Genomic DNA, 21,909 nt, shown 5'->3' with positions numbered 1-21,909 from the left:
TTCAATCGAGGTTGCCATAAATGTGGCGCCAGTGGATTCCATTCTGGCATCCTGGGCTGTCGCCGCATAGCGGCGACGTCGACCTGCTGTTCACCGGTCTCTTGATCGCAAGCGCGCTCGTGCTTGCGCTGCTGTTCTTTCTGCTCGCGTTGTTCTGCGCCCGCTACCGCGCGGGCCACCAGACCGACCGCGACCATCGCGTCAAGAAGAGCTGGCATTGGGAGGTGAGCTGGACCGCCGCCTCGTTCGTTTGCTTCCTTGTCCTCTTCGTCTGGGGCGCGAGCGTCTATTTCCAGATCTACCGCACGCCGGCCGATGAGCATGATGTGTTTGTCGTGGCGAAGCAGTGGATGTGGAAGACGCAGCATCCCGGTGGCCAATCCGAGATCGACGCACTGCATATCCCGGTCAAGCGGCCTATTCGCCTGGTGATGGCCTCACAGGACGTCATTCACAGCTTCTTCATCCCCGCACTCCGGCTCAAGCATGACGTTGTTCCGGGGCGCTATCAGGATCTCGAGATCGAGGTCGACAAGCCCGGCCACTATCATCTGTTCTGCGCCGAATATTGCGGCACCGACCATTCTGGCATGATCGGCGAGATCGTTGCCATGGAGCCGGCCGATTTCTCCAATTGGCTGACGCAGCAGGCGCCGTCGAGCACGCTCGCAAGCGAAGGTGGTCAACTGTTCCGCGAACTCGGCTGCAGCGGCTGCCACGGCGGCGGCAGCACGGTCCGCGCGCCTCCGCTCGAAGGCGTCTACGGCAAACCGGTGCCGCTCTCGGACGGCACCACCGTGATCGCAGATGACAAATATATCCGTGACTCCATCCTGATGCCGCGCAGCCAGGTGGTCGCAGGCTATCAGCCTGTGATGCCCTCATTCGAGGGCAAGGTCAGCGAAGACCAGCTGTTGCGCCTCGTGATCTATATCAAATCGCTCGCAGGACATCCATCATGAGCGAAAAGACCTACCTCACCACCGACTTCACGCTGCGATCGTGGTTCCTGACGACAGACCACAAGCGGATCGCGATCCTCTACTTCGCGAGCCTGATCTTCTTTTTCTTCATCGGCGGCGCGGCAGCGGCCGCGATCAGGATCGAGCTCGCCACGCCCCAGGCCGATCTCGTCAGCTCGGATGTCTATAACCGCCTCTTCACCATGCACGGCATCATCATGGTTTGGTTCTTCCTGATCCCTTCGATCCCCAACACGCTCGGCAATTTCATTGTCCCGCTGATGATCGGCGCACGGGACCTCGCTTTCCCCCGGCTCAATCTGATGAGCTGGTACATCTTCATGCTCGGCGGCTGCACCACGCTGTTTGCGATTTTCGCGGGCGGCGTCGACACCGGCTGGACGTTCTACACACCGTTCTCGACGCTCTATTCCAACAGCTACGTGATCGTTGCCGCCGCCGGCGTCTTCATTGCCGGCTTCTCGTCGATCCTGACCGGCCTCAACTTCATCGTCACCATCCATCGCCTGCGCGCGCCCGGACTGACGTGGTACCGGCTGCCGCTGTTCCTGTGGTCGCTCTACGCGACGTCAGTGATCCTGGTGCTGGCGACACCGGTGCTGGCGATCACGCTGCTCTTGATGGCGACGGAACGTTTCTTCGGCGTCGGCATCTTCGATCCCAGGATCGGCGGCGATCCGCTGCTGTTCCAGCACCTATTTTGGTTCTACTCGCATCCGGCCGTCTACATCATGATCCTGCCGGGGATGGGCGTGATCAACGAGCTGATCTCCTGCTTTTCGCGCAAGGAGGTGTTCGGCTACAAATTCGTCGCCTGGTGCAGTCTCGCCATCGCCGCGGTCGGCTTCTTGGTCTGGGGCCACCACATGTTCGTCAGCGGCCAGTCGCTGATCGCAAGCCTCGTGTTCTCCTTCATGAGCTTCATCGTCGCGGTGCCCTCGGCAATCAAGGTCTTCAACTGGACCGCGACCCTGCATAAGGGCTCGATCCATTTCGACGCTCCCATGCTCTATGCGCTGGCTTTCATCGGCCTGTTCACGATCGGGGGTCTCACCGGCCTGTTCCTGGCCTGTCTCGCCTTCGACGTGCACGCGACCGACACCTATTTCGTCGTGGCGCATTTCCACTACATCATGGTCGGCGGCATGGTGACGGCCTATTTCGGCGGGCTGCATTATTGGTGGCCGAAGATCACCGGCCGGCTCTATTCGGAATATTGGGCGCGCACCGCCGCGATCCTCATCTTCTTCGGCTTCAATCTGACATTCTTCCCGCAATTCATCCTTGGCGCCGAAGGCATGCCGCGGCGCTACCACGTCTATCCACCGGTATTCCAGGTCTGGAACGTATTGTCGTCTGGAGGTGCCGCGATCCTCGCCGTCGCCTATCTGATGCCGCTGTTCTATCTCGGCTACTCCGCATTCTTTGGCAAGCGCGCGCCGGCAAACCCCTGGAACGCGCCAGGCCTCGAATGGCAGACCTCCTCGCCGCCGCCGGAGTTCAACTTTGAAACCCAGCCGGTAGTGACGCGCGAGCCGTATCAATACAACGAGCGTTTCGACGCGGAGCCGCAAAATGCCTGAGAGCTCCGCCTTCGCCCCGCAATATGCCTCGATCCGTCACCGCGACTACACCGCCGAGCTCGGCATTTGGGTGTTCATCGCGACCGAAGTGCTGCTGTTCGGCGGCTTGATCCTCGCCTATTTCGTCTACCGGCACGCCTTTCCGCCGGGCTTTGCTGCTGGCAGCCGGCACACCGAGATCGTGATCGGGACGGCTAATACCGCCGTGCTGCTGACATCGAGCTTTCTGGTGGCGTGGGCCGTGGAGATCTTCTCACCCGCCACCGCCAAGATCGTGACGTGGCTGCTCATTGGCGCCGCCTGTCTTGGCCTCGTCTTCATCGTGCTTAAGGGCATCGAGTACAGCAAGGAATATGACGAACATCTGGTCCCCGGAATCGACTTCCAGTTAGCCGGACCAAAGGCCAACGGCGTCCAGCTGTTCTTCGTCCTCTACTTCGTCACCACCGCGATCCACGCCCTGCACATGTTGATCGGCATCTGCCTGCTGCTTACGCTCGCCGCCATCTGCCGGAAGGCGCCGACGACGCGCCATCACACGGCGCTACACAGCGCGGCCTTGTACTGGCATTTCGTCGACGTGGTCTGGATCTTCCTGTTTGCGCTGATCTACCTGCCGGGGAGGTCGACATCATGACAGACTGGCGACCACCACTTCCCCTCATCGGAGCTTGGCTCGGACTGCTCGCCTTGCTGGCGCTGACCGTAACACTTGCCTACGTGCCGCTCGGAGCCGGCAACGCGGTCGTGGCTCTCACGATTGGCACCATCAAGGCAGGGCTCGTGGCAGCGATCTTCATGGAGCTGTGGCATCGGCGCGGCCTCACGCTCGTCTTCGCGGGTGCCGGGCTCTTCTGGCTCGGGATCCTGTTATGGCTGGGATCTATGGACTTCATGACCCGAACATGAGGATCATTCAATTCGTTCTGGCGTCGAGCTGCGCTCGCTCCTTGTTCACCACGTCCTCACTGACCGGTGGCGCCTTGCCCCAGTGATTGCGGCGACCTCGATCGGCTTGTATTTCTTCGCCGCGAAATCCAACCAACCAACCTTCGCCTGAGAGAAGGCGCCGATCGCCGACACCGAGGCGCCCGTGATCTTCTCCTGGTTGGCGAATTCTGTGATGGTCTTGAAAGCCTCCTCGCCCGGGTCCAGGATCAGGACAAAGATCCGTTCGGCGGCGTCATTGATCGTCTTCGATTTCATCCGAAGTCTCGCTGCTGTGATGTCTGCTAGGTGGCGGAGATCGGCATCTCGCCGCCCTCGATGAGCTCGGGCGGCACGTCCTTGAAGAGCCGGACCGGAACGGATTTTGCCGCGGGCACCTTGCTCCCCTCGGCACAGTGCCAGAGCGGGATCAGCCCGTTACATTCGGGGTAGTAGCCAGCGAGGCTTCGACGCGGGATGTCGTAAGGCACGACCTGGAGTTCGCTTAGGCTACGCTCGACGCCGTCATTGGCCTCGGTCACCAATGTGACGGTATCTCCCGACTTCAGGCCGTCCGCCTCCATGTCCGCGGGATTCATCAGCACAACGTAACGGCTGCCCTGGACACCGCGGAAACGGTCATCCTCTGTATAGATCGTGGTGTTGAACTGCCCATCAGCGCGCATGGTCATCAGTTCATAGACGCCATCGCTCTCTTTCGGTGGTGCGAACGCCGCCTTGGGCACTGTGAAGTTGGCCTTGCCGTTCGGCGTCTTCCATTTGCGCTCGCGCGCCGCCAGCGGCCGCGGAAAGCCGCCCGGCTCGAACATGCGCTTGTTGAATTCCTTGAACTGGTCGGGATAGGTGTGCTCGATGGCATCCCTCACCCGTGAATAGTCCGCGACCCAGCCGTCCCAATCCACCTTGGAGTTTGCCTTGAGTGTTGCCTTGGCGAGACCTGCGATGATCGCGGGCTCGGACAAGGCATGTTCGGCGACCGGCTTGCGCTGGCCGCGCGAGCCATGAATGCAGGCGGTGGAGTCCTCCATCGACACGGCCTGCGCACCGCTGGCCTGCTCGTCGATCTCGATGCGGCCGAGGCATGGCAGGAGATAAGTCACTTCGCCCGGTACGATGTGGCTGCGATTGAGCTTGGTCGCGATCTGCACCGACAGGCGCAGCCCGGACCACGCCGGCTCCATCAGCGAGCGCTCGGGGATCGCGCGCACGAAATTGCCGCCAAGGCTGACGAAGCCGCGGACCTCGCCTTTCAGGATGCCCTCGCAGGCATCCACCGTCGACAAGCCGTCCCAGCGCGGCGGCTCAAAACCGTAAAGCTCGGCAAGCCTGTCCAGCGGCACCAGCTTTGTCTTCTCGGAGATGCCGACCGTGCGCTGGCCCTGGACATTGGAATGCCCGCGGATCGGCGAGATGCCAGCGCCCGGCTTGCCGATGTTCCCGCGCAGCAGCAGCAGATTAACGATCATCTTGGCGGTCTCGACGCCGTGCTTGTGCTGGGTCACGCCCATACCGTAATTGGCGATCACGGCATTGGCGGCCATGTAGACGTTTGCGGCATCGATCATCGCGGCACGCGTGAGGCCGGATGCGCGCTCGATTGCCTCCCAATCCTGGGCGCGACAGAACGCGGCAAACTCGTCGAAGCCCGACGTATGCTGTGCGATGAATTCTGCGTCCACGACGCGCGGCGATCCGTTCGCTTGAGCCAGATCGTCGGACTCAATCACGCATTTGCAGATGCCGACGATCGCCGCAGCATCTCCGCCGACGCGAACCTGATGATATTGCGTGCTGATTCGCGTACCGCCCGCGATCATCTGAAGCGGGTTCTGCGGGTTGACAAAGCGCTCGAGGCCGCGCTCGCGGAGCGGATTGAACGTTACGATCGGCACGCCGCGCTGCGCCGCTTCCTGTAGCGGATGCAGCATGCGAGGCGCATTTGTCGTGGTATTGTGGCCAAAAAAGAAAATGCAGTCGGTGTCGCTGAAATCCTTCAGCTGGACCGTGCCGACCGGAACCCCGATCACCTGCGGCAACGCCACCGAGGTCGTCTCGTGGCACATGTTGGAGCTATCAGGAAAATTGTTGGTGCCGTACATTCGGCCGAACAGCTGGTACATGTAGCTGGCTTCCAGCGAGGCACGTCCGGACGTGTACATGATGACTGAATGCGGATCGAGCTTGTTCAGCTCAGCCCCGATCTCGCGAAACGCCTCTCTCCAGTCGACTGCCACGTACTTGTCGCTGGCCGGGTCATAGCGCATCGGATTGGCCAGCCGGCCCTGCTCTTCCAGTTGATGGTCGGACCAAAACCGCAACTCGGTAAGCGTATGCTGGGCAAAGAACTCCGGCGTAACAGTCTTGCCCGTTATTTCCCACGCGGTCGCTTTGGCGCCGTTCTCGCAGAACTCGAATGGATGCGGACTTGCGGGCTTGGCCCAGGAACAGCTCACGCACATGAAACCGCCGGGCTTGTTCTGTTTCAGCAGGATCTCGCTGCCGAGGATTGCGACCTCTTCCTGCGTGAGAATGTGAACGACGGCGTTGAGCGATCCCCAGCCGCCGGCGGGAGCATCGTAGTTTTCGACTTTTGCCTTTTGCCTCATGGCGGGCCCTTCGACTGCAAGCCCCGTTCGGAAAACCTGAGACGGGACTGCTGGTTCCTAAGCTTTCGGAACCTTTGCGTGGGCTGCGCGTCGATACTTCGTCGATAGGACGAACATCATGCACGGCTCACAAATCGGCAGACGCGATCGCCTCTCCGGCTCCAAAACTTCCATCGATGCGCTTCGGCTCACCTCAAGCCGCATATTTGACCACCGATCAGTTGCCGAGGAATGTCCGGTCGCGCTTGTGTATGACGGCACAACGATGGCGGTGCTGATGGCGACGCCTGCCGACCTCACCGACTTCGCGGTCGGCTTTAGCCTGACTGAAGGGATCATCGAGGATGTCGGCGAAATTGCAGAGCTTACCGCTGCTCCGGGCCCCGACGGCATCGAGCTGCGCGTGTGGCTGCGGCCGAGGGCTGGACGCGAGCTAAAGGAACGGCGGCGACGATTGGTCGGGCCGACCGGCTGCGGCCTGTGCGGCATAGAAAGCTTGCGCGAAGCGAGCCGCAGTACGCGTCCGATCGTGCGGCGAATCAACCTCACGCCCCGGCAAATCAGCCACTCAATCGAGATGCTCTCCGCATCCCAAGTCCTGGGCCACGCGACGCGCGCGACCCATGCCGCCGGATTCTTCCAGCCTGGCGCCACTCACATGATCGTCCGCGAAGACGTCGGCCGCCACAATGCTCTCGACAAGCTCGCCGGCGCCATCGCCACAATTGGACTACCCGGGCATTCGGGCGCAGTCATTTTGACGAGCCGGATATCGGTCGAGATGGTACAGAAGACTGCCGAGATCGGCGCCGCATTCATCGTTGCGGTGTCCGCGCCTACCGCGCTCGCCATACGCACTGCCGAGGCCAACGGCATCACGTTGATCGGCGTCGCTCGCGGGCGTGCGTTCGAGGCCTTCAGCCATTTCGGCGGAATCCACTACCCCGAAAACCAAGCTCGATCGATCGGCACAACGTGAACTCCCCTGCCGTGGGTATCGGTGACCCCCACCTTGTAGCTCTTGCCGCGAATCTCCGGGCGGGACTGGCCGAGCTCTCGCGCGAGCCGCTCTGCGACTTGCCGCGCGAGACCATCATGCTGAAGAAGTTGACCGCCCTGGTCCTGGACGGTCTTTCCACCGACAGGCGAAATGATAGCGAGGCATCGTCTGGTCAAAGTACGCCGGCGCAAATTGTTCCAGGCTGATGCTGTGGACCTTTCCGGCTATTTTAACGAATTGCCGGCCGAGCCCGTCGTCCCGATCGAGTTTGAGTTGGCGTTTCCGCCTAAGTTCTTGGCGTCGAACACAGACATCCCTTGCGGCCGAAGCCCTGTTCCCTTATCGACCGGACTGTGGCTATAGCCGCTCGGCAGTACAGTCGAAATATGATCACCAGCCGCAGCATCACTGCTTTCGTTCGAGGGGAGCAAAGCAAGTAAATGCGACTACGACGCCGACCATCTGAGGCCGACCTACCGTTAGCAGCGATGCCGGATGCAATACTTGAGAAGGCGCCGATGATCTAAATGTCGGATCCTGGCGGTCTCTCTGTGAGAGATTGCAATTCAAAACAGCTCCTTTTCCTTCGACCCTAGGTCCAACGGAACAACTGTTGGGTTTTCGAATTTACCATGTGCGTTGCAGCAAGGAGTCTAAATATTCCCCTCGATACAACCACTTTCGCCACCGTCAAAAGTTCTCATTATTTGAAGGGCAACGAGCTCTCGTTGAGTTTGGCGCCTTTCTTAGCTTACTTCCACTCCTTCATCTTTCCCCAAAGGGGGATGGCCATCCCGTGCTGGTGATTCCGGGTCTCATGGCTGGTGATGATTCAACATTCGCTCTTCGCAAAGTTTTGCAGTCTCGAGGCTATGCAGTCGAAGGTTGGGGGCTAGGACGTAACAGGGGTCTGCGCGAGCGCGTCCAGGAAAGTATGCTTGGCGGTGTCCGCGCCTTAAGCGACCTGCATCGCAAGAAAATCAGCATCATCGGGTGGAGTCTTGGGGCATCTTCGCACGAGAACTTGCGAAGAGAATTCCAGAGCGCGGTCATTTCGTTAGGAAGCCCTTTCGGTGGTAGTCCAAGATCCACCAATGCCTGGCAAGTCTATGAACTCGCCAGCGGGGACTCGGTTGACGATGCCCATCATGTTGCGGCGCTGTCGGTCGCGCCACCAGTTCCGACTGACAACTGCGATTTATAGCCGCTCCGCATGGCAAGGCTGCATAGAAAAAACCTCGGCCCAGTCTGAAAGCATTGAAGTGGAAGGAAGCCACTGCGGGCTGGCTGTCTATCCAGTAGCCGTCTGTGCGATTGCGGACCGACTGGCTCAGCCGGAAGGTATGTGGACCAAGTTCGATCGTGGTGGCTGGCGGAGCGCAATCTTCCCTGATCCGGTTCGCTAGCCGCGCGGTCACAGGTTGGTGTGCCCTAATCCTGCTGCCGTTGTGACCGACCGGTCGAAATCACTGCGGTTAGCGCAAAGTCTCCGCGTGAAACGACGCGGACGGGTTCACCCTACGCAGGGGCGGGTCAGCGCTGTCGAGCCAACATTTCTGGTGAGAGACTGGCGGTGATCTGCGCACCTTGACGCGCATCGGGCGGTGCGACGCGAACTAAAACCCTCCGTGCACGTTGAGAAAGGCCGCATCAAGAAATGGTGTGATGAAGCTCGTCGCCGGAAAGCAGTACAGGACGAGGAACGGTCAACGAGCATATGTCGCGACCATCAACGAAGCGATGGCGCCCGGCGAGCAGGCAGTCGGCTGGGTGGAGGAGTCCAGTTGTTCGTGGAACATGGACGGCTCCTTCTACGCCGACCTGACGGCGAACGACCTCGGTCGAGGAACTGGCCACCCCCAAGCGCATCAGAGGATGGATCAATATTTATCCGGGCATCGCGGGCGAGACGGCCGGCCCTCTGCACGCGAACAAGGACACGGCAGATAAGTGCTCGGGAATTGGCCGTGTCGCCTGCGTTGAAATCGATGCTGGCGAATGGCAAGGCCTCGATGAGCACCAAAGACCGGCTGGAAGTTTTGCAGTTGCCGGATCGGTTCTCCTTGATGAATAGCCCGCGGACACGTCCGCCTCTTCAGCATCCTGTACTACCCCGCAAGACGTCAGCCGCCTCGCGAATGCGCGGAGCCTCCGGCTTTCTTCCCGATGCGGCTGCTCCGCACCAACCGCGATTTGCGCCGCAGATACCAGGCAGCGATCGAAGTGACGACCCAGGCGAACGACGCGACCATGAAGGCGATCGGTATGTTGCTACGTGCCAGCAAAGCGAAGACGCTTGCGAAGCACAGCATGCCGATCGCGCCGAGCGGCGCCCCGGCCGCATCGAGTGCCGCTGCCTGCCGACCGCGCCGCGCGCCGGCGAATCCAGCTTCCCGTTTGCGCCGGACTTCATGCTTCTCGATCAACGTGGCACTGGCACAGAAGATGGCGGGAAGGCCAAGAAATATTCCACCGACGGAGGCACCGTAGCGGCTGCTGATGTATCCGGTGAAGGTCGTCACGGCACCGCCGAGAACGAACCGGATCACGTGTTCATACCAACGGCCTTCGCTCAAGGCCGACAAGGAAAAGCGGACCGGGCTCATGTCTGTCCTCCTCCGACGAGACTCAACACACCGAAGGCAACTATCAGCCAGACGACAAGTGCGAGCAGCGTGGCAGAGAGAGCGCGCAGCCGCGTCCGCATCAGCAGCTGGCAGACGACGACGCTATAGACGGCGAGCGCGATTGCACCCGCCATCATCGCCGTCCCCTGCAGCGCCGCATAGGTCGGGCCGTGCTGGTATGCGGCGATGCCAAGCGTCGCGAGCGCAACCGACGGGGCAGCACCGAACAGACCGGCAAAGCTCTTGGGCCGCAAGACGTCACCGAGCATGGCGAACGCCGACACCACGGCGCCGCCGATCAGGAAACGGACGACGTATTCGGTCATTTCGCTTTGTTCCGGAGCCTGCGCCGTTGATCGTGTTCCCCTGATTGTCGAAGCGGATAACCGGTCCAAAGGCGCAGCAACCGCTCGAGAACCGCTCCGGCTGCAAATCCCACCACCACATCGCTCGTCCAATGCGCAAGGACCATGATGCGCGTCAGGGACAGGCCAACTGTCAGCGCTCGGATCGCCTCACGAGCGCCCTTCGATAAGGGGCCCGCTGCGGAGGCCAGTGCGCCCATGTGCAGCGCGTGGCCGGAAGGGAAGGCGTCCTCCGGTTTGCCCGAGAATGGGACTCCATGAAAGTGTCCGACGATCGTCCGTCGATCGGGACGAGTCTGATCGAACAGGACTTTCAGGCCGTGCGGCAACAAGGCGCTGGCGGCCGAGACCAACAGGACGTGGTTGCCGGCGCGCCGGACCGGCTCGCCGCTAGCGCGTGACGCGATCCAGCCGGCCGCTGCCAGAAGCAGCAGGACCTTCTCGTCTGCGCCCCAAGTCAAGACCCGTGCTACCTCTTCCGGTACGCAATCGGCATTGCGCGCGATGGCCTTGGCAATTCTGAGATCGATTTTGATCGGCCGGACAGTGATCGGAAATGGACGGCTCCGGCAATGAGGGGGAATTCTAACGCTTATGTCCATGAGCGAAGACCTTGCATCAGTATGACCAACGCGACTGGGCGCCGCGGGTTCATCTTACCGTCATGTCGGTTCCCGGAGTCCCGCCCGTGCGGCTTAGGAACAATCCCGCGTCGCGCACCCTTATTTACATGCTCCGGAAGACACACAGCGTTTTCGACGGACGGGCTGCTTCAGCGGCCTGCGACATCGCGTTCAACTTGCTCGCACGGCGCGGCGAGCTTCGCGACGAATTCGATGCTGGAGCCTTTCTCGATCAGTACCTGACGATGATGGTTGATCGTGGCCACAGCAACAGGATCCTGATGGCCCACCGTGCAGCCACCGCTTACCTGGGCCGAGTTGGCAAAGCTGAAGATCTCGAAGAACGGAGGGCCGAGCCGGAGGTGCAAAGCCAAGGCATGGAGAGGATTTTTGAGATGTGGTTGGCAGGACACCGTGGAGCGGGATGAGACGAGAGGAATTGACGAAGGATGCACAGGCGGACCAATCCGAATGCCACCGCTCTGGTCGACCGCTGGAGTCCCCGGTTTCTTCTCGCGTTGATCGGCGTCATGCTCGCCGCGGAATATCTCCTCCCGACGAACCGACCGTCCGCGCGCGCCGTCCCAGTCCGCTCGCCACGCGCCGATGGCGCAGGTGACGGTGAAGCAAATCTCGTGCGCGAAGCCAATACGCCCGCCGAAATCCCGGCACGCGGCTGGCAAGACGTCGTGATGCGGGTCTATGCGAACATATCCAAGCACCGGATCATGGCGCTTGCCGCCGGAATGACCTATTACGGCATACTTGCCATCTTCCCGGCCATCGCCGCGCTGGTCTCCATTTACGGCCTGTTCGCAGATCCAACCACGATAACAAGGCATCTGGACCAACTCGCCGGCTTTCTGCCCGGTGGTGCCGTCGACGTGACACGCGAGCAGCTCACGCGCGTGTCGTCCAAAGGGTCTCAAGCGCTCGGGCTGACCTTCCTCATCGCCCTGGCCATCTCGCTCTGGAGCGCCAATGCGGCGATGAAGTCACTGTTCGACACGCTGAACATCGTCTATGGCGAGGAGGAACGGCGCGGCTTAGTCAAACTGAACGCGATCTCGCTCGGCCTTACTATAAGCGGAATCGTGTTCGTGCTGGCGGCACTCGGGTCGATTGTGGTCGTCCCGGTCGTCCTTGGATATGTCGGCTTTTCGACAGGAACCGACCTGCTTCTGCGTATCGGACGATGGCCGGCGATGTTTCTGATCCTCACCTTCGCCCTGGCAGTGATCTACCGCTACGGTCCCGACCGCGAGGCGGCGAAATGGCGATGGATAACACGGGGAAGCGCGCTGGCCGCTCTACTTTGGCTCGCCAGCTCCGGACTGTTCTCCTGGTATGCAGCCAACTTCGGCAAGTTCAACGAGACATACGGTTCGCTGGGAGCTGTCGTCGGCTTCATGACCTGGCTGTGGATCTCGGCCATTGTCGTGCTGCTCGGCGCCGAGATCGACGCCGAGTCGGAACATCAGGCCGCACGGGATGACTCGACGAAATCGACGATACCGGTGGACGCGCGAGGAGCACGGATGACCGGCAGCGTCGGTGCGACACGAGGCGGGTGACATGACGAATATGATGAAGCTGCCGACATGGGCTGACAAGAAGCACATCTACACCGTTATCGAGACCCCTCGCGGCAGCTCCTGCAAAATGGACTTCGATCCCGAGTTCGACGTCTTCACGCTCGCAAAGCCATTGATGACCGGACTCACTTATCCATACGACTGGGGTTTCATCCCATCCACAGCGGCGGAAGATGGCGATCCACTCGACGTACTCGTGATCCACGACGCCAAGACCTATCCCGGCGTCGTGCTGCGGTGTGTGCCGGTCGGCATCCTCGAGGTCGAACAGACGAAAAAGGGCAAGAAGGAAAGAAACGATCGCGTGTTCGCAGTGCCGGACCGCTCACCTCTCGAGACCGATCTGAAGGACATCCGCCACCTTCCGTCGCGCGCACGCGAGGAATTGGAACAGTTCTTTCTGGCAACGGATGCGCTCGAGGACAAGAAGCTGGAGTTTCTCGGTTGGCGTGGACCCGGGCACGCAATCAAAAAGATCAAGCGACTGTCAACGTCGCGGCGTTAGGTGGCGTTGGTACGATGATGGCTCCGACCCGGTATGCGGCGGGATCCTGCCAATCACGGACACCTCCACTCCCATTTTACGCGCGGGCGTTCTTCGCTGCGCTACGGCCTCAAATCATCGCGACCAACGAAGGCCTACAGACATGGCACGCGTCCTGATCGGCACTTCCGGCTGGCACTACGACTCCTGGCGCGGCCCCTTCTTCCCGGGAGGCTTGCCACTGAAGGAGCAACTTCGCTACTACGCCAGCCAGTTCGAGACGACCGAGCTCAACGGCGTGTTCTATCGGACGCCGACACCGACAGCCGTGAAGGGATGGCGGGATCAGACCGGAGAAAACTTCGTCTTCACCTGGAAAGCATCCAAATTCATCACGCATTGGAAGCGTCTGTCGGCCGCCAGCAAAAACAGCCTCGAACTGCTGGAAGATCGCATGTCCTTTTTGCGCGGCAAGGCCGGACCGATTCTTTTTCAGCTGCCGCCGCAATTTGAAGCAAATGCCGACAGGCTCGCATCGTTCTTCAAGCTGCTGGCGAAGACGCGGCGTTACAGCTTCGAATTTCGTCACCCGAGCTGGTACCAGCCCCGCATCCTGCGAATGCTTGCTGATGAAAACATCTCACTCTGCCTCTCCGACCATCACGACGCGCCGGCGCCATGGAAGCGCACGGCGGACTTCGTCTATGTGCGCGGTCACGGCCCGAATGGCCGCTATCACGGTCATTATGGCCTGCCAACGCTGATGCAATGGGCGCAGCGCATCAGATCCTGGAAGCGACAGGGCTGCGATGTCTACATCTATTTCGACAACGACCAGAAGAGCGCGGCCCCTGCCGACGCGCTGAAGCTGAAGGCGATGCTCTGACGCTAACGGCCCGGCTTGCGCGTTGGTAACCGTAGAGCAACAGCACCTCATTGGTGGTATCGACCATCGAGTGCACCGCCTCACTCATCATCGCCGAGCTGCCGGTCCAGGCCGCAGCTCCGATTTTGATCTCCGCAACAAGGACGTTGCCGATGAGCGCGGCCTAGACGATGATCTTCGACGATCCTTCCGCCGCCTTGCTCACCACGAAAATCCTCAATCGGCCGGCGCGAACCAGCCTGCGACCCTCAGAAGTGAGCTCGGCATTCGCTATTTCGGAGCCAGATCCGAAAGTTCGGCCCCGGGATCCTCAAACCGCCCGCTCCGGGCGAGTTTCACAGCACGGCCAAGCGCCTTGGCTGCGTTCACCACCTCCTGCTGAAACTCGCGATCTTCGTCCAACTCCTGGTGAGAGGTCGCATATTGATCCATGTAGCCGACGTACCCGTCCACCTCGCCGAAACGGCCCGCCGAGACCAGCTGCATGTCCGTCAGCCAGTCGGACAAGGCTCGTCGGACGCCCTCGGCGCCGACACTGTCACCATGAACGATCAGGCCGAAGTGGCGGCCGGCGAGATGCCGCGGATACGGCCAGCCCTTCAGCTCCAGCGCCTTGGCCTCAACTGCCTTCTTGCCGTGCGTCGAGGTCGGATCCGGGTTGCCGCCGTCGGCGCAGACCAGCCGATCCATCATCGCTTTGAGGCCGCCCGGCACGTGATACCAGTTCACGGGCGCCACAATCAGGATACCGTGGGCGGCCACCCAGAGCGGATAAATCTCGTTCATCCAGTCGCCGGTCTGACCGAGCGAATAGTTCGGATAGCAGCTGCATGGCCAGTGGCAGAGCGGCATGGCGGTGGAGACGCAGGATTTGCAGGGGTGAATTGTCTTGCCGAACTCAGAGGTCAGGCGCGAGAGGTCGAGGATATCGACGGTAAGGCCCATCTCGGTGAAGACGGGCTCAGCGAGCTTGACCATGCGCCAGGTCTTGGACATCTCGCCGGGGCAGGTATGCTCGCTGCGAGCCGAACCGTTGATGATGAGGATGCGCGGCGTCGCACCCGCCTCATCGTGCCGTCGCTGCGCCTCAACGATCGCGGCGCGCGCCGCCAACCAATCCACCGCAAGATCATAGTCGGGGTCGGAAAAGCCGGCGCCCGCCTTCCGCGTCACCGGCGACTTGCGAGAATGGCTGTAGGCGTCCCAGGCCGCATCGACGATCGCATTAAGCTCCCGCTTGAGCGGGGTGAAGGCAGGATCGGCGAATCGGCTCTTGTAACGGCTCTCGAATTCCTCACGCGACAGCTTGACGGGCGGCATCCCCGTGCGAACGTCCGGTTCAGTCATGCTGGCTCCTCGATGGGCTGCTCAATTCCGACCAACCTGAGGTGACGTGCCCGGTTCCTAAGCGCGGTTGTGGAGAAGCCCCAGCTTTGCCTGGAACAAGCCGGCTTCTGTCAAGCGGCAGAGCGAAGGCTCACGATACGCAAGACGCCAAAGTTCATGTACGCTCCTAGCAGGCCGCGGCCCGCCGACGCAATCCCAGCACCCTTGGAAGAACGATGCCGGGACCGCAACTGCCGCGCTGGCTAGTTTCAACCTTTGATGAAAAGGGGCCGCCTTGCGACGGCCCCTGCCGGGTTTCAAAGAACAACGAATGGAAAAGGCTGATCCTCCCCAGCAACCTGAGCCTGACGCGAGGAATTTGCCGCTGCGGTAAAACATCGTGAGAGCAGCCAACCTGTGCGCGGCTTCAATCTTGGCCGCTCGCCATCGAGTTCTATTCATCTACGTAAGGGTAGAGCTGCCTCCGTGGTGCGGAGGTCGTTGAATCACACAGTGAATTTGTCATAGTTTGTCCCGTGCTTGTCACGATGATCCCGCTTTCCTGAAAAAAAATGGTTCCTCGTGTTGGCCGGAATTCGCGGCGAGCGATTAGCATATCTAAATGCATCGTCTCGGCATCGCCGTTTTGATTGCGTCACTCAACGAGTAAGCAGACGCAGATCGATGGTAAAGAAACGCAACCGAGTGAAGCAGACAACTTCTCTAAATTACCGACTTCATCAGCTTATGGAAAGCGCACGGAGGCGCGCAGAGAACCTGCCCGTCGACAGCGCGGAACGCACCCAACTTCTAAGCAAGGCACGCCAAGCTGAACGAGCCGCTGAGATCGAAAGTTTTCTGTCGAAGCCAGACGCGAAGACGCCGGCCTGAAAAGGAAGCGAAGGGTGTGGACGCCGGAACCTGGGCGACCGGCCAGCGGCGAACAGCCACCACTGGCGGGCTACTCCCTATTCTCCAGAGCCCTTCGAAAATCGATCACATAGGTGAGTGCTGAACTATCTCGGCGCGCGCATTTTTGTCGGGCCTCCTAGCCAAACCGAGAGGTATGGCGCCAGCACTCGTCGCCCGAAACTCCCAGGCCGTTTCTTGCCCGGATTGCGGATGCCAATCCAGAGGAAGACAATTGAGATCCCGCCCGAGGCAGTACGAGAGTTCGTCGCCGCCGCGCAGACCTATCATGCTGCGTATCACTACATCCGGCGCGTCGAAATCATTGTGCGGACGCGGCGCCTGCTGTTGGATCATATGCCGAAGGGCACCAAGCTGCGGTTGAGCGAGGTCAGAAACCTTTTTGATCGGATGAGGCCGCTGTCCTAGATCCCGCGATAAAGCAGAAGTAAAAAGTTCGCCACGATTGGCGGGCTCAGCTGTTTAGCTGAGTCTACTGGCCTGGCTTCACCGTCGACGCGCGATAGTTGCTGCTTGGTGCATCTGCTAAACGGTCGTACTCCTCAGCGATCCTCGGAGGATTTGAGCACGATTTTGTACCTGATTGATTTAGGCCAACGCGCTCCCGCCAAAAACGCGGGGTTGTCCATCCCCATCTTTTGGGCTGCCCAGAACTCAACGCCTAAGTCGAAAGCGTTACCCTGTTAGACCTAGGGAACGCGAAATTAGGACACTGTACAAAATTGGACAGAGGCACGAATCCGAATCGGCCATCATCATTGGCATTTTAAGCTGGGACAATTTCGAAGGGGCGCAATGCCAGCCAGGTCCTGGTCCTCGGAGGACGAGCAGCGGTTGTTGCAGTTTGTCCGCGAGACGCAACTGACGCAGCGCGAGATCGCTCGAAAGATCGGGCGAAACCGAAGTTGCGGTAAGCAACCGGCTTACGATTATCAGGAGGCGGTTTGCTGAGAAGGCGCGCGCCGAAGACGCTCGCCGCGGCATCGATGCTCAGATTGAGGGGCCGACGCCGGGGCGGTTGCTGGGCTGATCCTCAGCGACATATTCTGGTCGTTAGAAACGAGCTCGTTGAGCTCGCGTTTTGACGTCCTAACCATGCAATCCCAGGAGAGAATAATGGCGGAACGCGAGACAGGGAATCTTATCGGCAGCGACAAGGTCGAAGGGACCGCCGTTTATGGGGCAGACCAGCAGAAAATCGGCAGCGTCGAGCGCGTCATGATCGACAAAGTGTCGGGCAAGGTCGCCTACGCAGTCTTGAGCTATGGTGGCTTCCTTGGCATTGGCGATGATCACTATCCGACGCCGTGGTCAAGTTTAACCTATGATACCAACCTCGGCGGATATCGTACCAGCATCACCAAGGACCGGTTGGACAAAGCGCCGCGCTACACCAACGATAACGACTGGAGCTGGACTCGCGAGAACGATCGGCGCGTCTACGACTACTATCAAGCCTCACCCTACTGGTAAGGCCAGATCATCCGTACCTATGAAAGCCCGGCGCCATCAGCGCCGGGCTTTTGCGTAGGAACCCCGCGGGGCGCCGCGGCTTGTCGTGTCGATTTATCATCTCGAGGCACACCATGAGCAAACCCAAAACCCTGCAAGACCTTTTCCATGACACCCTCAAAGACATCTACTTCGCCGAGAAGAAGATTCTGAGCGCCCTGCCCAAGATGGCCAAGGCCGCACAGAGCAACGAATTGCGCGCAGCGTTCGAGAAGCACCAGGAGGAGACCGAGGGACAGATTGAACGACTGGAATCTGTATTCGAGGCGATCGAAGCCCGACCCCAAGGCAAGACCTGTGATGCCATCATGGGCATTCTCGATGAAGGCAAGGAAATCATGACCGAGTACAAGGGAGCGCCTGCGCTCGACGCCGGCCTTCTCGCCGCGGCCCAGGCGGTCGAGCACTACGAGATCTCCCGTTACGGTACACTTATCACCTGGGCGGATGAACTCGGCCTCTCGGACGCCGTCAAGCTTCTGAAGGAAACGCTGGACGAGGAGAAGAAGACGGATCAGGCGCTGACCGCTCTTGCCAAGAGTGTCGTCAATGCCGAGGCCGAAGCGGCCTGAAGCAGTCATGGGTCATTGAACCGCCGCCGGGGAAGCACCCACGTTTGCGTTCCAGGGTGGACCTCCGGCAGCGGAGTTCGGCGGTTCCGGATGGCGGACGGTTGGCGCGAAGCGACCAAGGAGACAACTTCGCTGCACCGCAGAATCCAAATTCTCGGCCCTATTAACATGCTTGAATTCTGGAACACGCCGCGCGCCTCTAGGATTGCTCAAATGACCGATGGGGAGGCCTGTCCGATGTTCGATCGCGAAACGACTGCGCTTTTGCGCGCGGTTCTGAGCGAAGTCTGCGAAAATCTATCCAAATACGAAACCGGCGCCCGTGCGCTCGTCGCCTCCAAGCTCCTCGAGGCCGCAACGCGCGGCGAAACCTCGCCAGACGACTTAAAGCGGATAGGCCAAAGGGCGCTCTGCGCTGCCCCTTCCATGTGGCGGTGACAGCCTTCCAGCCGCGACCCGCCCAGGGAGACGCCGATGGAGAATTTCGACCAGCACACCCTATTCAGAATGGACTTGGCACTCGAAGAAGCCTGTCGCCGATTGTCCAGATACGGGGGCGATCACGAAAGCCGAAAGTACGTCGCCAAGCAGTTGATCGGGACAGCTGGCGCCGGAAAGATCGGGTTTGAAGACCTGCGTGCCGCAGCCGAAGTCGCCTTGCGAGATCTCATCATCCGGAGATCGGCCTAGGCCAAATACCGCGTCGGACGGCCGTCGAAAGTTCGGGCTCGAGAGTTCCATGGGCACGGATGGTCCTCGCAATCCGGGCGGTCTTGTTGACGAGTTCATCGCTTACGTGCGTCCGTACGAACCCTAGGGCACCCATGAACCCGGACGTAGCTGGAACTGCACCACTAGCGGGCTCGAGCGTGTGGAGTCCGTTTCTCCCGGCGCGCCCAGCGCATCAATACTCTCAATATGAAATGGAGTGCGGTTGCCGGAGGTCACCCATAATGCACGGTCTTTCCAGCCAGTGGCGGGATCGTCGATCCGGCCGTCAATCTGCTTGGCAAAGAAGCCCATCGGATAGGGAACGCGCAGCTCGACGATGCGCCCATCCACCAGCGCGTGAGCGAATCCGACCGAAAACGAAGGGCCCCCCCTGAAGGCCCAACATTCGCGACGTCCGGGGTCGGCAGCGACATTAAACTAGGTAAATGCGCCGACGTTGAAGGCGGGCGATCTTTGTCGTTCTGAAGGGGAGCCGCCCATGGAAGCTGACTTCGCTGAAGCGTCCTCAGGCTGATGAGAGCGTTCTATCAGATCAGGGACCGGAGGATTCGACGGATACTTGTCTCGATCATAGAAGCGGCTGGCCAGGATGCGACTGTCAAGATAGGATGGCGCTAACCCGCAACATACGGAACAGTTCCGCGGCTGACAGACCGGCGCGTCGCGGAACAGATCGCGGTTCATAGGCGCGATGTTGGCCGCACCGCTGACTGGGTTTTGCTCCGTCCACCCTCGGCGAACTACGGAAGTCTCCTTTTCGCCTTCGTTCCGACCTTTGACATCGAACCGTGATCCGATGTGCCCATCATCGGCCGAGGCTCTGCCCGTAGGCGTCGGTGACTTAGAGACCGAGCGCGCTCCCGCCTGCGCAGGCAAGGGAAGCGCGGCCATGCCGGACCATCATCAAATAACGCATCGCGAGATGCAGGTTCTCCATTTAGAGCAAGCCGAGCGGCACGTTGCCCAAGGCGAGCGACATATCGCCGAGCAAGAGGAGCGGATCGAGGAGCTTGCCCGGCACGGGCACAGTTTGGTTGAGGCGAAGAAGCTGCTGTAGAACTTCTACTTGGCCAAATGCAGCACGTTGAGCACCGAGACCGCATTCGCAAAGAGCTAGACGCCCTAAAGAAGCGGCCCCAGCGCCGGGGAAACACTGAGGCCAAAGGTCCCGTCTAATTTTCCAAACCGGCCTAATAACTTTGAGGCGCGTGCCCGGTTCCTGTTCAACTATGTAATTGGGGGCTTCGCAGCCCGGCTTTACCCTTTGCCAACGACCCAAAATGAGATGCACGACAAAGCCCAGCGTGGCAGCTAAGCTGATCGAGCCAGGGCGCAGATTCGATAGAGTGGAACGCATGGCCAATCCGGTGGCATATATTGTCCGTGTGATGACGGACAGTCAGAACCAACGACTTTGGCTGGCGGTCGCACGGCCTGATGACGCGATCAATCGAGTTTTAGATTCAGTTCCGAGGGGTGGGCAGCCGCGCTGCTGGCGAACTTGTCCACGTGAGAAGTTACGGCGCTGCACCTCTGCCCCAGCGACGTCCGCGAGATCACTTGAAGAACAAATTAGCCGCCGCCGTTTTCAAACCAGGCCACTGACGCCGGAAACAGGCCAGCACCTGATTGTCTCGGTGCGCACCAGGGCTGCGCGACTTCATCGAAGCCAAATCGGACGCCCGATCGGCGCACAGCTTCCCCTGGACCTCTAGACCTCGCGCCAGTGATCAGGCTTCGCTTGGTGTCTGGTTCGCACCACGTGCGGCGTGTGATTGTGCTCCCTCGCCCACTTGATCGCCGCCTCCTGCGTCGGAAACGTCGCGAGCGGCTGATCGGCTTTGGTCTCGACTACGAAATCCTCGATCGGCTCGCCTTCTTTTCTTCCCTTCGGCCGCGGCTCAACAAACATGAACGCCTCCTTTGACGGTGTCGGTCTGAAATGCTGCGATTTTCGCGCTGTTCCTAACCCGATCGACTCGCTTTTGTCGTTAGCGTGCTTAGATACCGCGCATGCGCAAACCTCTCGAACTTTGTAAGCCGGTGGCCAGACAGGTCGTGCCGACCGGCCCCGACTGGATCCACAAGATCAAATACGACGGCTACCGCGGGCGCTTGATCCGTGACGGCAAAGACGTGAAGGTGCTCTCGCGATCCGGGCTCGACTGGACCTGGCGCTACCCCTGGATCGTCGAGGCGGCCTCCATGATCCTCGCTTCGAGATCGACGGCGAGATCTGTCTCCTCGACGTTCTGCATTCAGGCGCGTGGTGGATCAGTTCTAATGGGCGACATCGAGATCTACACCAGCCGATACGAGGACGAGCACGGTCACCCGCCCGCTGGTCGCCGCGTGTGGATTTTCAAACTGGTCTCGGAGCTCGGGCACGAGAGCTTCCTGCGCACCGGCGAGGTCTTGGTCTACGAGAAGGCGCTCGAGGTCGCCATCTGACTGCTCGCGAGAAACGCCCACCCAAGGGAGCCAATCAACTCCCTGGGTGAGCATTCGCCCGCTTCAGGAAGTCCGGCATCCCGCGGGCTAGGCTTCTCACCACAATACAAGCTCAGCCGCCATAAAGAATGTTAAGTGGGGTTTGGCTAGCGGTCTGCCCTCTCGACCACCATGATGCCGAGGTTAACGACGACGATGCTCGCAAGAAGGATCACGATCCCGATTGGGAAGTCTCCTAAGATGTTTGCAAGCTTGTTGACGCCGATCCACTCACTCTGCAGGTCGCCGCCGCCCCAGAGGGCGTTGATTCCAAGCGGCTTCCAGGTGCCATGCCTGAAAAAAACAATAAGGCCGACCGCCCCTCCCAGAAATCCGGTCAGCACGGTCAACCAGCCGATCGCTTTCATCGCTTTTCAGCCGTTCGGTCTTATACAGCGCGAAGCGCCCCCTACGCAGACGAAAATGCCCGCCCGGGGGCTTCCAGCCCTACCCCGGGGGGCAGCCCGCTTGAGGATCCGCAAGGCTATCCCGCGGGCCAGGCTTCTCACCACGGTTCTGGTCGAGCCGCCATAAAGCATGTGAATCAGACCGGTCGGCCAGGTGGACGACGCGCTAATGTCTTCGGCGATGGTGTACATGCCGAACCCCGATCGGCCAAGGCCCCTGCGATGTGGGTGCGCGACGCG

Annotated in this window: 26 protein-coding genes and 2 pseudogenes; 16 read left to right on the top strand and 12 right to left on the bottom strand. The window is 60.3% G+C overall.

The features are described 5' to 3' along the window. The first annotated feature begins 20 nt into the window (after positions 1-20). The 4 genes from coxB to JQ586_RS20695 are packed head-to-tail and all read left to right on the top strand — an operon-like array spanning position 21 to position 3,475. Complete coding sequence (gene coxB / locus JQ586_RS20710) at positions 21-962, top strand: cytochrome c oxidase subunit II (protein WP_212396447.1); 942 nt, start codon at positions 21-23, stop codon at positions 960-962. After that, on the top strand, positions 959-2,566 hold the full coding sequence (gene ctaD, locus JQ586_RS20705) for a cytochrome c oxidase subunit I (protein ID WP_212396446.1): 1,608 nt from the start codon (positions 959-961) through the stop codon (positions 2,564-2,566). Before coxB ends, ctaD begins: the two co-directional genes overlap by 4 nt. Continuing rightward, positions 2,559-3,203, top strand: coding sequence for a cytochrome c oxidase subunit 3 (locus JQ586_RS20700; protein WP_212396445.1), 645 nt, complete (start codon positions 2,559-2,561; stop codon positions 3,201-3,203). The genes ctaD and JQ586_RS20700 overlap by 8 nt, the downstream gene beginning before the upstream one ends. After that, positions 3,200-3,475: a cytochrome C oxidase subunit IV family protein gene (locus JQ586_RS20695; protein ID WP_212396444.1), complete on the top strand. Its 276-nt coding sequence runs from the start codon at positions 3,200-3,202 to the stop codon at positions 3,473-3,475. The genes JQ586_RS20700 and JQ586_RS20695 overlap by 4 nt, the downstream gene beginning before the upstream one ends. Before the next feature lie 45 nt (positions 3,476-3,520). Here JQ586_RS20695 and JQ586_RS20690 read toward each other — a convergent pair whose 3' ends face one another. Beyond that, positions 3,521-3,772, bottom strand: coding sequence for a PCC domain-containing protein (locus JQ586_RS20690; protein WP_212396443.1), 252 nt, complete (start codon positions 3,770-3,772; stop codon positions 3,521-3,523). Between the two features lie 26 nt (positions 3,773-3,798). After that, positions 3,799-6,120, bottom strand: a complete 2,322-nt coding sequence (locus JQ586_RS20685) for an FdhF/YdeP family oxidoreductase (RefSeq protein ID WP_212396442.1) — start codon at positions 6,118-6,120, stop codon at positions 3,799-3,801. Between the two features lie 118 nt (positions 6,121-6,238). On the opposite strand from JQ586_RS20685, the gene fdhD reads away from it, so the two are divergent. Then, positions 6,239-7,099 (top strand): formate dehydrogenase accessory sulfurtransferase FdhD, encoded by an 861-nt coding sequence (fdhD, locus tag JQ586_RS20680; protein ID WP_212396441.1) that lies wholly within the window; start codon positions 6,239-6,241, stop codon positions 7,097-7,099. Here the strand turns inward: fdhD and JQ586_RS41575 are convergent. Next, positions 7,060-7,197, bottom strand: a pseudogene (locus JQ586_RS41575) (hypothetical protein); the annotation flags it as partial. The gene fdhD and the pseudogene JQ586_RS41575 overlap by 40 nt on opposite strands. 536 nt (positions 7,198-7,733) lie before the next feature. Between JQ586_RS41575 and JQ586_RS20675 the strand changes: the two are divergent. Then, on the top strand, positions 7,734-8,324 hold the full coding sequence (locus JQ586_RS20675; RefSeq protein WP_249147835.1) for a triacylglycerol lipase: 591 nt from the start codon (positions 7,734-7,736) through the stop codon (positions 8,322-8,324). A gap of 919 nt (positions 8,325-9,243) precedes the next feature. Here JQ586_RS20675 and JQ586_RS20670 read toward each other — a convergent pair. From JQ586_RS20670 to JQ586_RS20655, 4 genes are all read right to left on the bottom strand, one after another. Beyond that, positions 9,244-9,726: a DUF3147 family protein gene (locus JQ586_RS20670; RefSeq protein WP_212396440.1), complete on the bottom strand. Its 483-nt coding sequence runs from the start codon at positions 9,724-9,726 to the stop codon at positions 9,244-9,246. Next, complete coding sequence (locus JQ586_RS20665) at positions 9,723-10,073, bottom strand: DUF3147 family protein (protein WP_212396439.1); 351 nt, start codon at positions 10,071-10,073, stop codon at positions 9,723-9,725. Before JQ586_RS20665 ends, JQ586_RS20670 begins: the two co-directional genes overlap by 4 nt. Continuing rightward, on the bottom strand, positions 10,070-10,714 hold the full coding sequence (locus JQ586_RS20660) for a phosphatase PAP2 family protein (protein WP_212396438.1): 645 nt from the start codon (positions 10,712-10,714) through the stop codon (positions 10,070-10,072). The genes JQ586_RS20665 and JQ586_RS20660 overlap by 4 nt, the downstream gene beginning before the upstream one ends. A 170-nt stretch (positions 10,715-10,884) precedes the next feature. Further along, entirely contained in the window at positions 10,885-11,109 is a 225-nt protein-coding gene (locus JQ586_RS20655; protein WP_212396437.1) for a hypothetical protein, read from the bottom strand. A gap of 156 nt (positions 11,110-11,265) precedes the next feature. Here JQ586_RS20655 and JQ586_RS20650 point away from each other — a divergent pair, with 156 nt between their 5' ends. The 3 genes from JQ586_RS20650 to JQ586_RS20640 all read left to right on the top strand — a co-directional run bounded on the left by JQ586_RS20650 (position 11,266) and on the right by JQ586_RS20640 (position 13,700). Continuing rightward, positions 11,266-12,309 (top strand): YihY/virulence factor BrkB family protein, encoded by a 1,044-nt coding sequence (locus JQ586_RS20650; RefSeq protein WP_212396436.1) that lies wholly within the window; start codon positions 11,266-11,268, stop codon positions 12,307-12,309. 10 nt (positions 12,310-12,319) lie between these two features. Continuing rightward, positions 12,320-12,835 carry an inorganic diphosphatase gene (locus tag JQ586_RS20645; RefSeq protein WP_249147834.1) on the top strand — a complete coding sequence of 172 codons (516 nt, stop codon included), beginning with the start codon at positions 12,320-12,322 and terminating at the stop codon, positions 12,833-12,835. Positions 12,836-12,977: 142 nt separating this feature from the next. Further along, positions 12,978-13,700 carry a DUF72 domain-containing protein gene (locus JQ586_RS20640; RefSeq protein WP_212396467.1) on the top strand — a complete coding sequence of 241 codons (723 nt, stop codon included), beginning with the start codon at positions 12,978-12,980 and terminating at the stop codon, positions 13,698-13,700. Positions 13,701-13,710: 10 nt separating this feature from the next. Here JQ586_RS20640 and JQ586_RS20635 read toward each other — a convergent pair. Next, a pseudogene (locus JQ586_RS20635) lies at positions 13,711-13,854 on the bottom strand (cation transporter); the annotation flags it as partial. Positions 13,855-13,970: 116 nt separating this feature from the next. After that, positions 13,971-15,047, bottom strand: coding sequence for a flavodoxin family protein (locus JQ586_RS20630; RefSeq protein WP_212396434.1), 1,077 nt, complete (start codon positions 15,045-15,047; stop codon positions 13,971-13,973). A 987-nt stretch (positions 15,048-16,034) separates the two neighbouring features. Here JQ586_RS20630 and JQ586_RS20625 point away from each other — a divergent pair. The 5 genes from JQ586_RS20625 (at position 16,035) to JQ586_RS20605 (ending at position 18,730) form a co-directional block, all read left to right on the top strand. Then, complete coding sequence (locus JQ586_RS20625; RefSeq protein ID WP_212396433.1) at positions 16,035-16,364, top strand: hypothetical protein; 330 nt, start codon at positions 16,035-16,037, stop codon at positions 16,362-16,364. A 708-nt stretch (positions 16,365-17,072) separates the two neighbouring features. After that, positions 17,073-17,429, top strand: a complete 357-nt coding sequence (locus JQ586_RS20620; RefSeq protein WP_212396432.1) for a PRC-barrel domain-containing protein — start codon at positions 17,073-17,075, stop codon at positions 17,427-17,429. 113 nt (positions 17,430-17,542) lie between these two features. Next, the gene (locus JQ586_RS20615) at positions 17,543-18,040 is read left to right on the top strand and encodes a ferritin-like domain-containing protein (protein ID WP_212396431.1); all 498 of its coding nucleotides are present in this window, start codon (positions 17,543-17,545) and stop codon (positions 18,038-18,040) included. Between the two features lie 90 nt (positions 18,041-18,130). Next, positions 18,131-18,478 carry a hypothetical protein gene (locus JQ586_RS41570; protein WP_409334589.1) on the top strand — a complete coding sequence of 116 codons (348 nt, stop codon included), beginning with the start codon at positions 18,131-18,133 and terminating at the stop codon, positions 18,476-18,478. A 36-nt stretch (positions 18,479-18,514) separates the two neighbouring features. Continuing rightward, positions 18,515-18,730, top strand: coding sequence for a hypothetical protein (locus JQ586_RS20605; protein WP_212396430.1), 216 nt, complete (start codon positions 18,515-18,517; stop codon positions 18,728-18,730). 123 nt (positions 18,731-18,853) lie between these two features. Here the strand turns inward: JQ586_RS20605 and JQ586_RS20600 are convergent, their stop codons facing one another. Beyond that, complete coding sequence (locus tag JQ586_RS20600) at positions 18,854-19,102, bottom strand: hypothetical protein (RefSeq protein WP_212396429.1); 249 nt, start codon at positions 19,100-19,102, stop codon at positions 18,854-18,856. A gap of 559 nt (positions 19,103-19,661) precedes the next feature. Between JQ586_RS20600 and JQ586_RS40545 the strand changes: the two genes are divergently transcribed. After that, the gene (locus JQ586_RS40545) at positions 19,662-19,829 is read left to right on the top strand and encodes a hypothetical protein (protein ID WP_249147833.1); all 168 of its coding nucleotides are present in this window, start codon (positions 19,662-19,664) and stop codon (positions 19,827-19,829) included. A 654-nt stretch (positions 19,830-20,483) separates the two neighbouring features. Here JQ586_RS40545 and JQ586_RS20590 read toward each other — a convergent pair. Then, a complete protein-coding gene (locus JQ586_RS20590; protein ID WP_212396428.1) occupies positions 20,484-20,684 on the bottom strand; it encodes a hypothetical protein in 201 nt (66 codons plus the stop codon). A 101-nt stretch (positions 20,685-20,785) separates the two neighbouring features. Between JQ586_RS20590 and JQ586_RS20585 the strand changes: the two genes are divergently transcribed. Next, positions 20,786-21,223 (top strand): hypothetical protein, encoded by a 438-nt coding sequence (locus JQ586_RS20585; RefSeq protein WP_212396427.1) that lies wholly within the window; start codon positions 20,786-20,788, stop codon positions 21,221-21,223. A gap of 146 nt (positions 21,224-21,369) precedes the next feature. Here the strand turns inward: JQ586_RS20585 and JQ586_RS20580 are convergent, their stop codons facing one another. Further along, a complete protein-coding gene (locus tag JQ586_RS20580) occupies positions 21,370-21,630 on the bottom strand; it encodes a hypothetical protein (protein WP_212396426.1) in 261 nt (86 codons plus the stop codon). Positions 21,631-21,909: the final 279 nt, after the last annotated feature.

Source organism: Bradyrhizobium jicamae, from assembly GCF_018130215.1.
Classification (GTDB): domain Bacteria; phylum Pseudomonadota; class Alphaproteobacteria; order Rhizobiales; family Xanthobacteraceae; genus Bradyrhizobium; species Bradyrhizobium jicamae_A.
Note: the sequence above shows the minus strand (reverse complement) of the source record. Positions and strands in the feature narration are given on the sequence as shown.

What these genes read in the sequence shown, in the direction of transcription:
- JQ586_RS20630 (WP_212396434.1), bottom strand. Translation starts at nt 15,047, where the DNA reads ATGACTGAACCGGACGTTCGCACGGGGATGCCGCCCGTCAAGCTGTCG.
- JQ586_RS20670 (WP_212396440.1), bottom strand. Translation starts at nt 9,726, where the DNA reads ATGAGCCCGGTCCGCTTTTCCTTGTCGGCCTTGAGCGAAGGCCGTTGG.
- JQ586_RS20580 (WP_212396426.1), bottom strand. Translation starts at nt 21,630, where the DNA reads ATGAAAGCGATCGGCTGGTTGACCGTGCTGACCGGATTTCTGGGAGGG.
- JQ586_RS20665 (WP_212396439.1), bottom strand. Translation starts at nt 10,073, where the DNA reads ATGACCGAATACGTCGTCCGTTTCCTGATCGGCGGCGCCGTGGTGTCG.
- JQ586_RS20590 (WP_212396428.1), bottom strand. Translation starts at nt 20,684, where the DNA reads ATGTTTGTTGAGCCGCGGCCGAAGGGAAGAAAAGAAGGCGAGCCGATC.
- JQ586_RS20695 (WP_212396444.1), top strand. Translation starts at nt 3,200, where the DNA reads ATGACAGACTGGCGACCACCACTTCCCCTCATCGGAGCTTGGCTCGGA.
- JQ586_RS20620 (WP_212396432.1), top strand. Translation starts at nt 17,073, where the DNA reads ATGGCGGAACGCGAGACAGGGAATCTTATCGGCAGCGACAAGGTCGAA.
- JQ586_RS20615 (WP_212396431.1), top strand. Translation starts at nt 17,543, where the DNA reads ATGAGCAAACCCAAAACCCTGCAAGACCTTTTCCATGACACCCTCAAA.
- fdhD (WP_212396441.1), top strand. Translation starts at nt 6,239, where the DNA reads ATGCACGGCTCACAAATCGGCAGACGCGATCGCCTCTCCGGCTCCAAA.
- ctaD (WP_212396446.1), top strand. Translation starts at nt 959, where the DNA reads ATGAGCGAAAAGACCTACCTCACCACCGACTTCACGCTGCGATCGTGG.
- JQ586_RS40545 (WP_249147833.1), top strand. Translation starts at nt 19,662, where the DNA reads ATGCCGGACCATCATCAAATAACGCATCGCGAGATGCAGGTTCTCCAT.
- JQ586_RS20650 (WP_212396436.1), top strand. Translation starts at nt 11,266, where the DNA reads ATGCTCGCCGCGGAATATCTCCTCCCGACGAACCGACCGTCCGCGCGC.
- JQ586_RS20585 (WP_212396427.1), top strand. Translation starts at nt 20,786, where the DNA reads ATGCGCAAACCTCTCGAACTTTGTAAGCCGGTGGCCAGACAGGTCGTG.
- JQ586_RS20700 (WP_212396445.1), top strand. Translation starts at nt 2,559, where the DNA reads ATGCCTGAGAGCTCCGCCTTCGCCCCGCAATATGCCTCGATCCGTCAC.
- JQ586_RS20605 (WP_212396430.1), top strand. Translation starts at nt 18,515, where the DNA reads ATGGAGAATTTCGACCAGCACACCCTATTCAGAATGGACTTGGCACTC.
- JQ586_RS41570 (WP_409334589.1), top strand. Translation starts at nt 18,131, where the DNA reads ATGGCGGACGGTTGGCGCGAAGCGACCAAGGAGACAACTTCGCTGCAC.
- JQ586_RS20685 (WP_212396442.1), bottom strand. Translation starts at nt 6,120, where the DNA reads ATGAGGCAAAAGGCAAAAGTCGAAAACTACGATGCTCCCGCCGGCGGC.
- JQ586_RS20660 (WP_212396438.1), bottom strand. Translation starts at nt 10,714, where the DNA reads ATGGACATAAGCGTTAGAATTCCCCCTCATTGCCGGAGCCGTCCATTT.
- JQ586_RS20640 (WP_212396467.1), top strand. Translation starts at nt 12,978, where the DNA reads ATGGCACGCGTCCTGATCGGCACTTCCGGCTGGCACTACGACTCCTGG.
- JQ586_RS20645 (WP_249147834.1), top strand. Translation starts at nt 12,320, where the DNA reads ATGATGAAGCTGCCGACATGGGCTGACAAGAAGCACATCTACACCGTT.
- coxB (WP_212396447.1), top strand. Translation starts at nt 21, where the DNA reads ATGTGGCGCCAGTGGATTCCATTCTGGCATCCTGGGCTGTCGCCGCAT.
- JQ586_RS20690 (WP_212396443.1), bottom strand. Translation starts at nt 3,772, where the DNA reads ATGAAATCGAAGACGATCAATGACGCCGCCGAACGGATCTTTGTCCTG.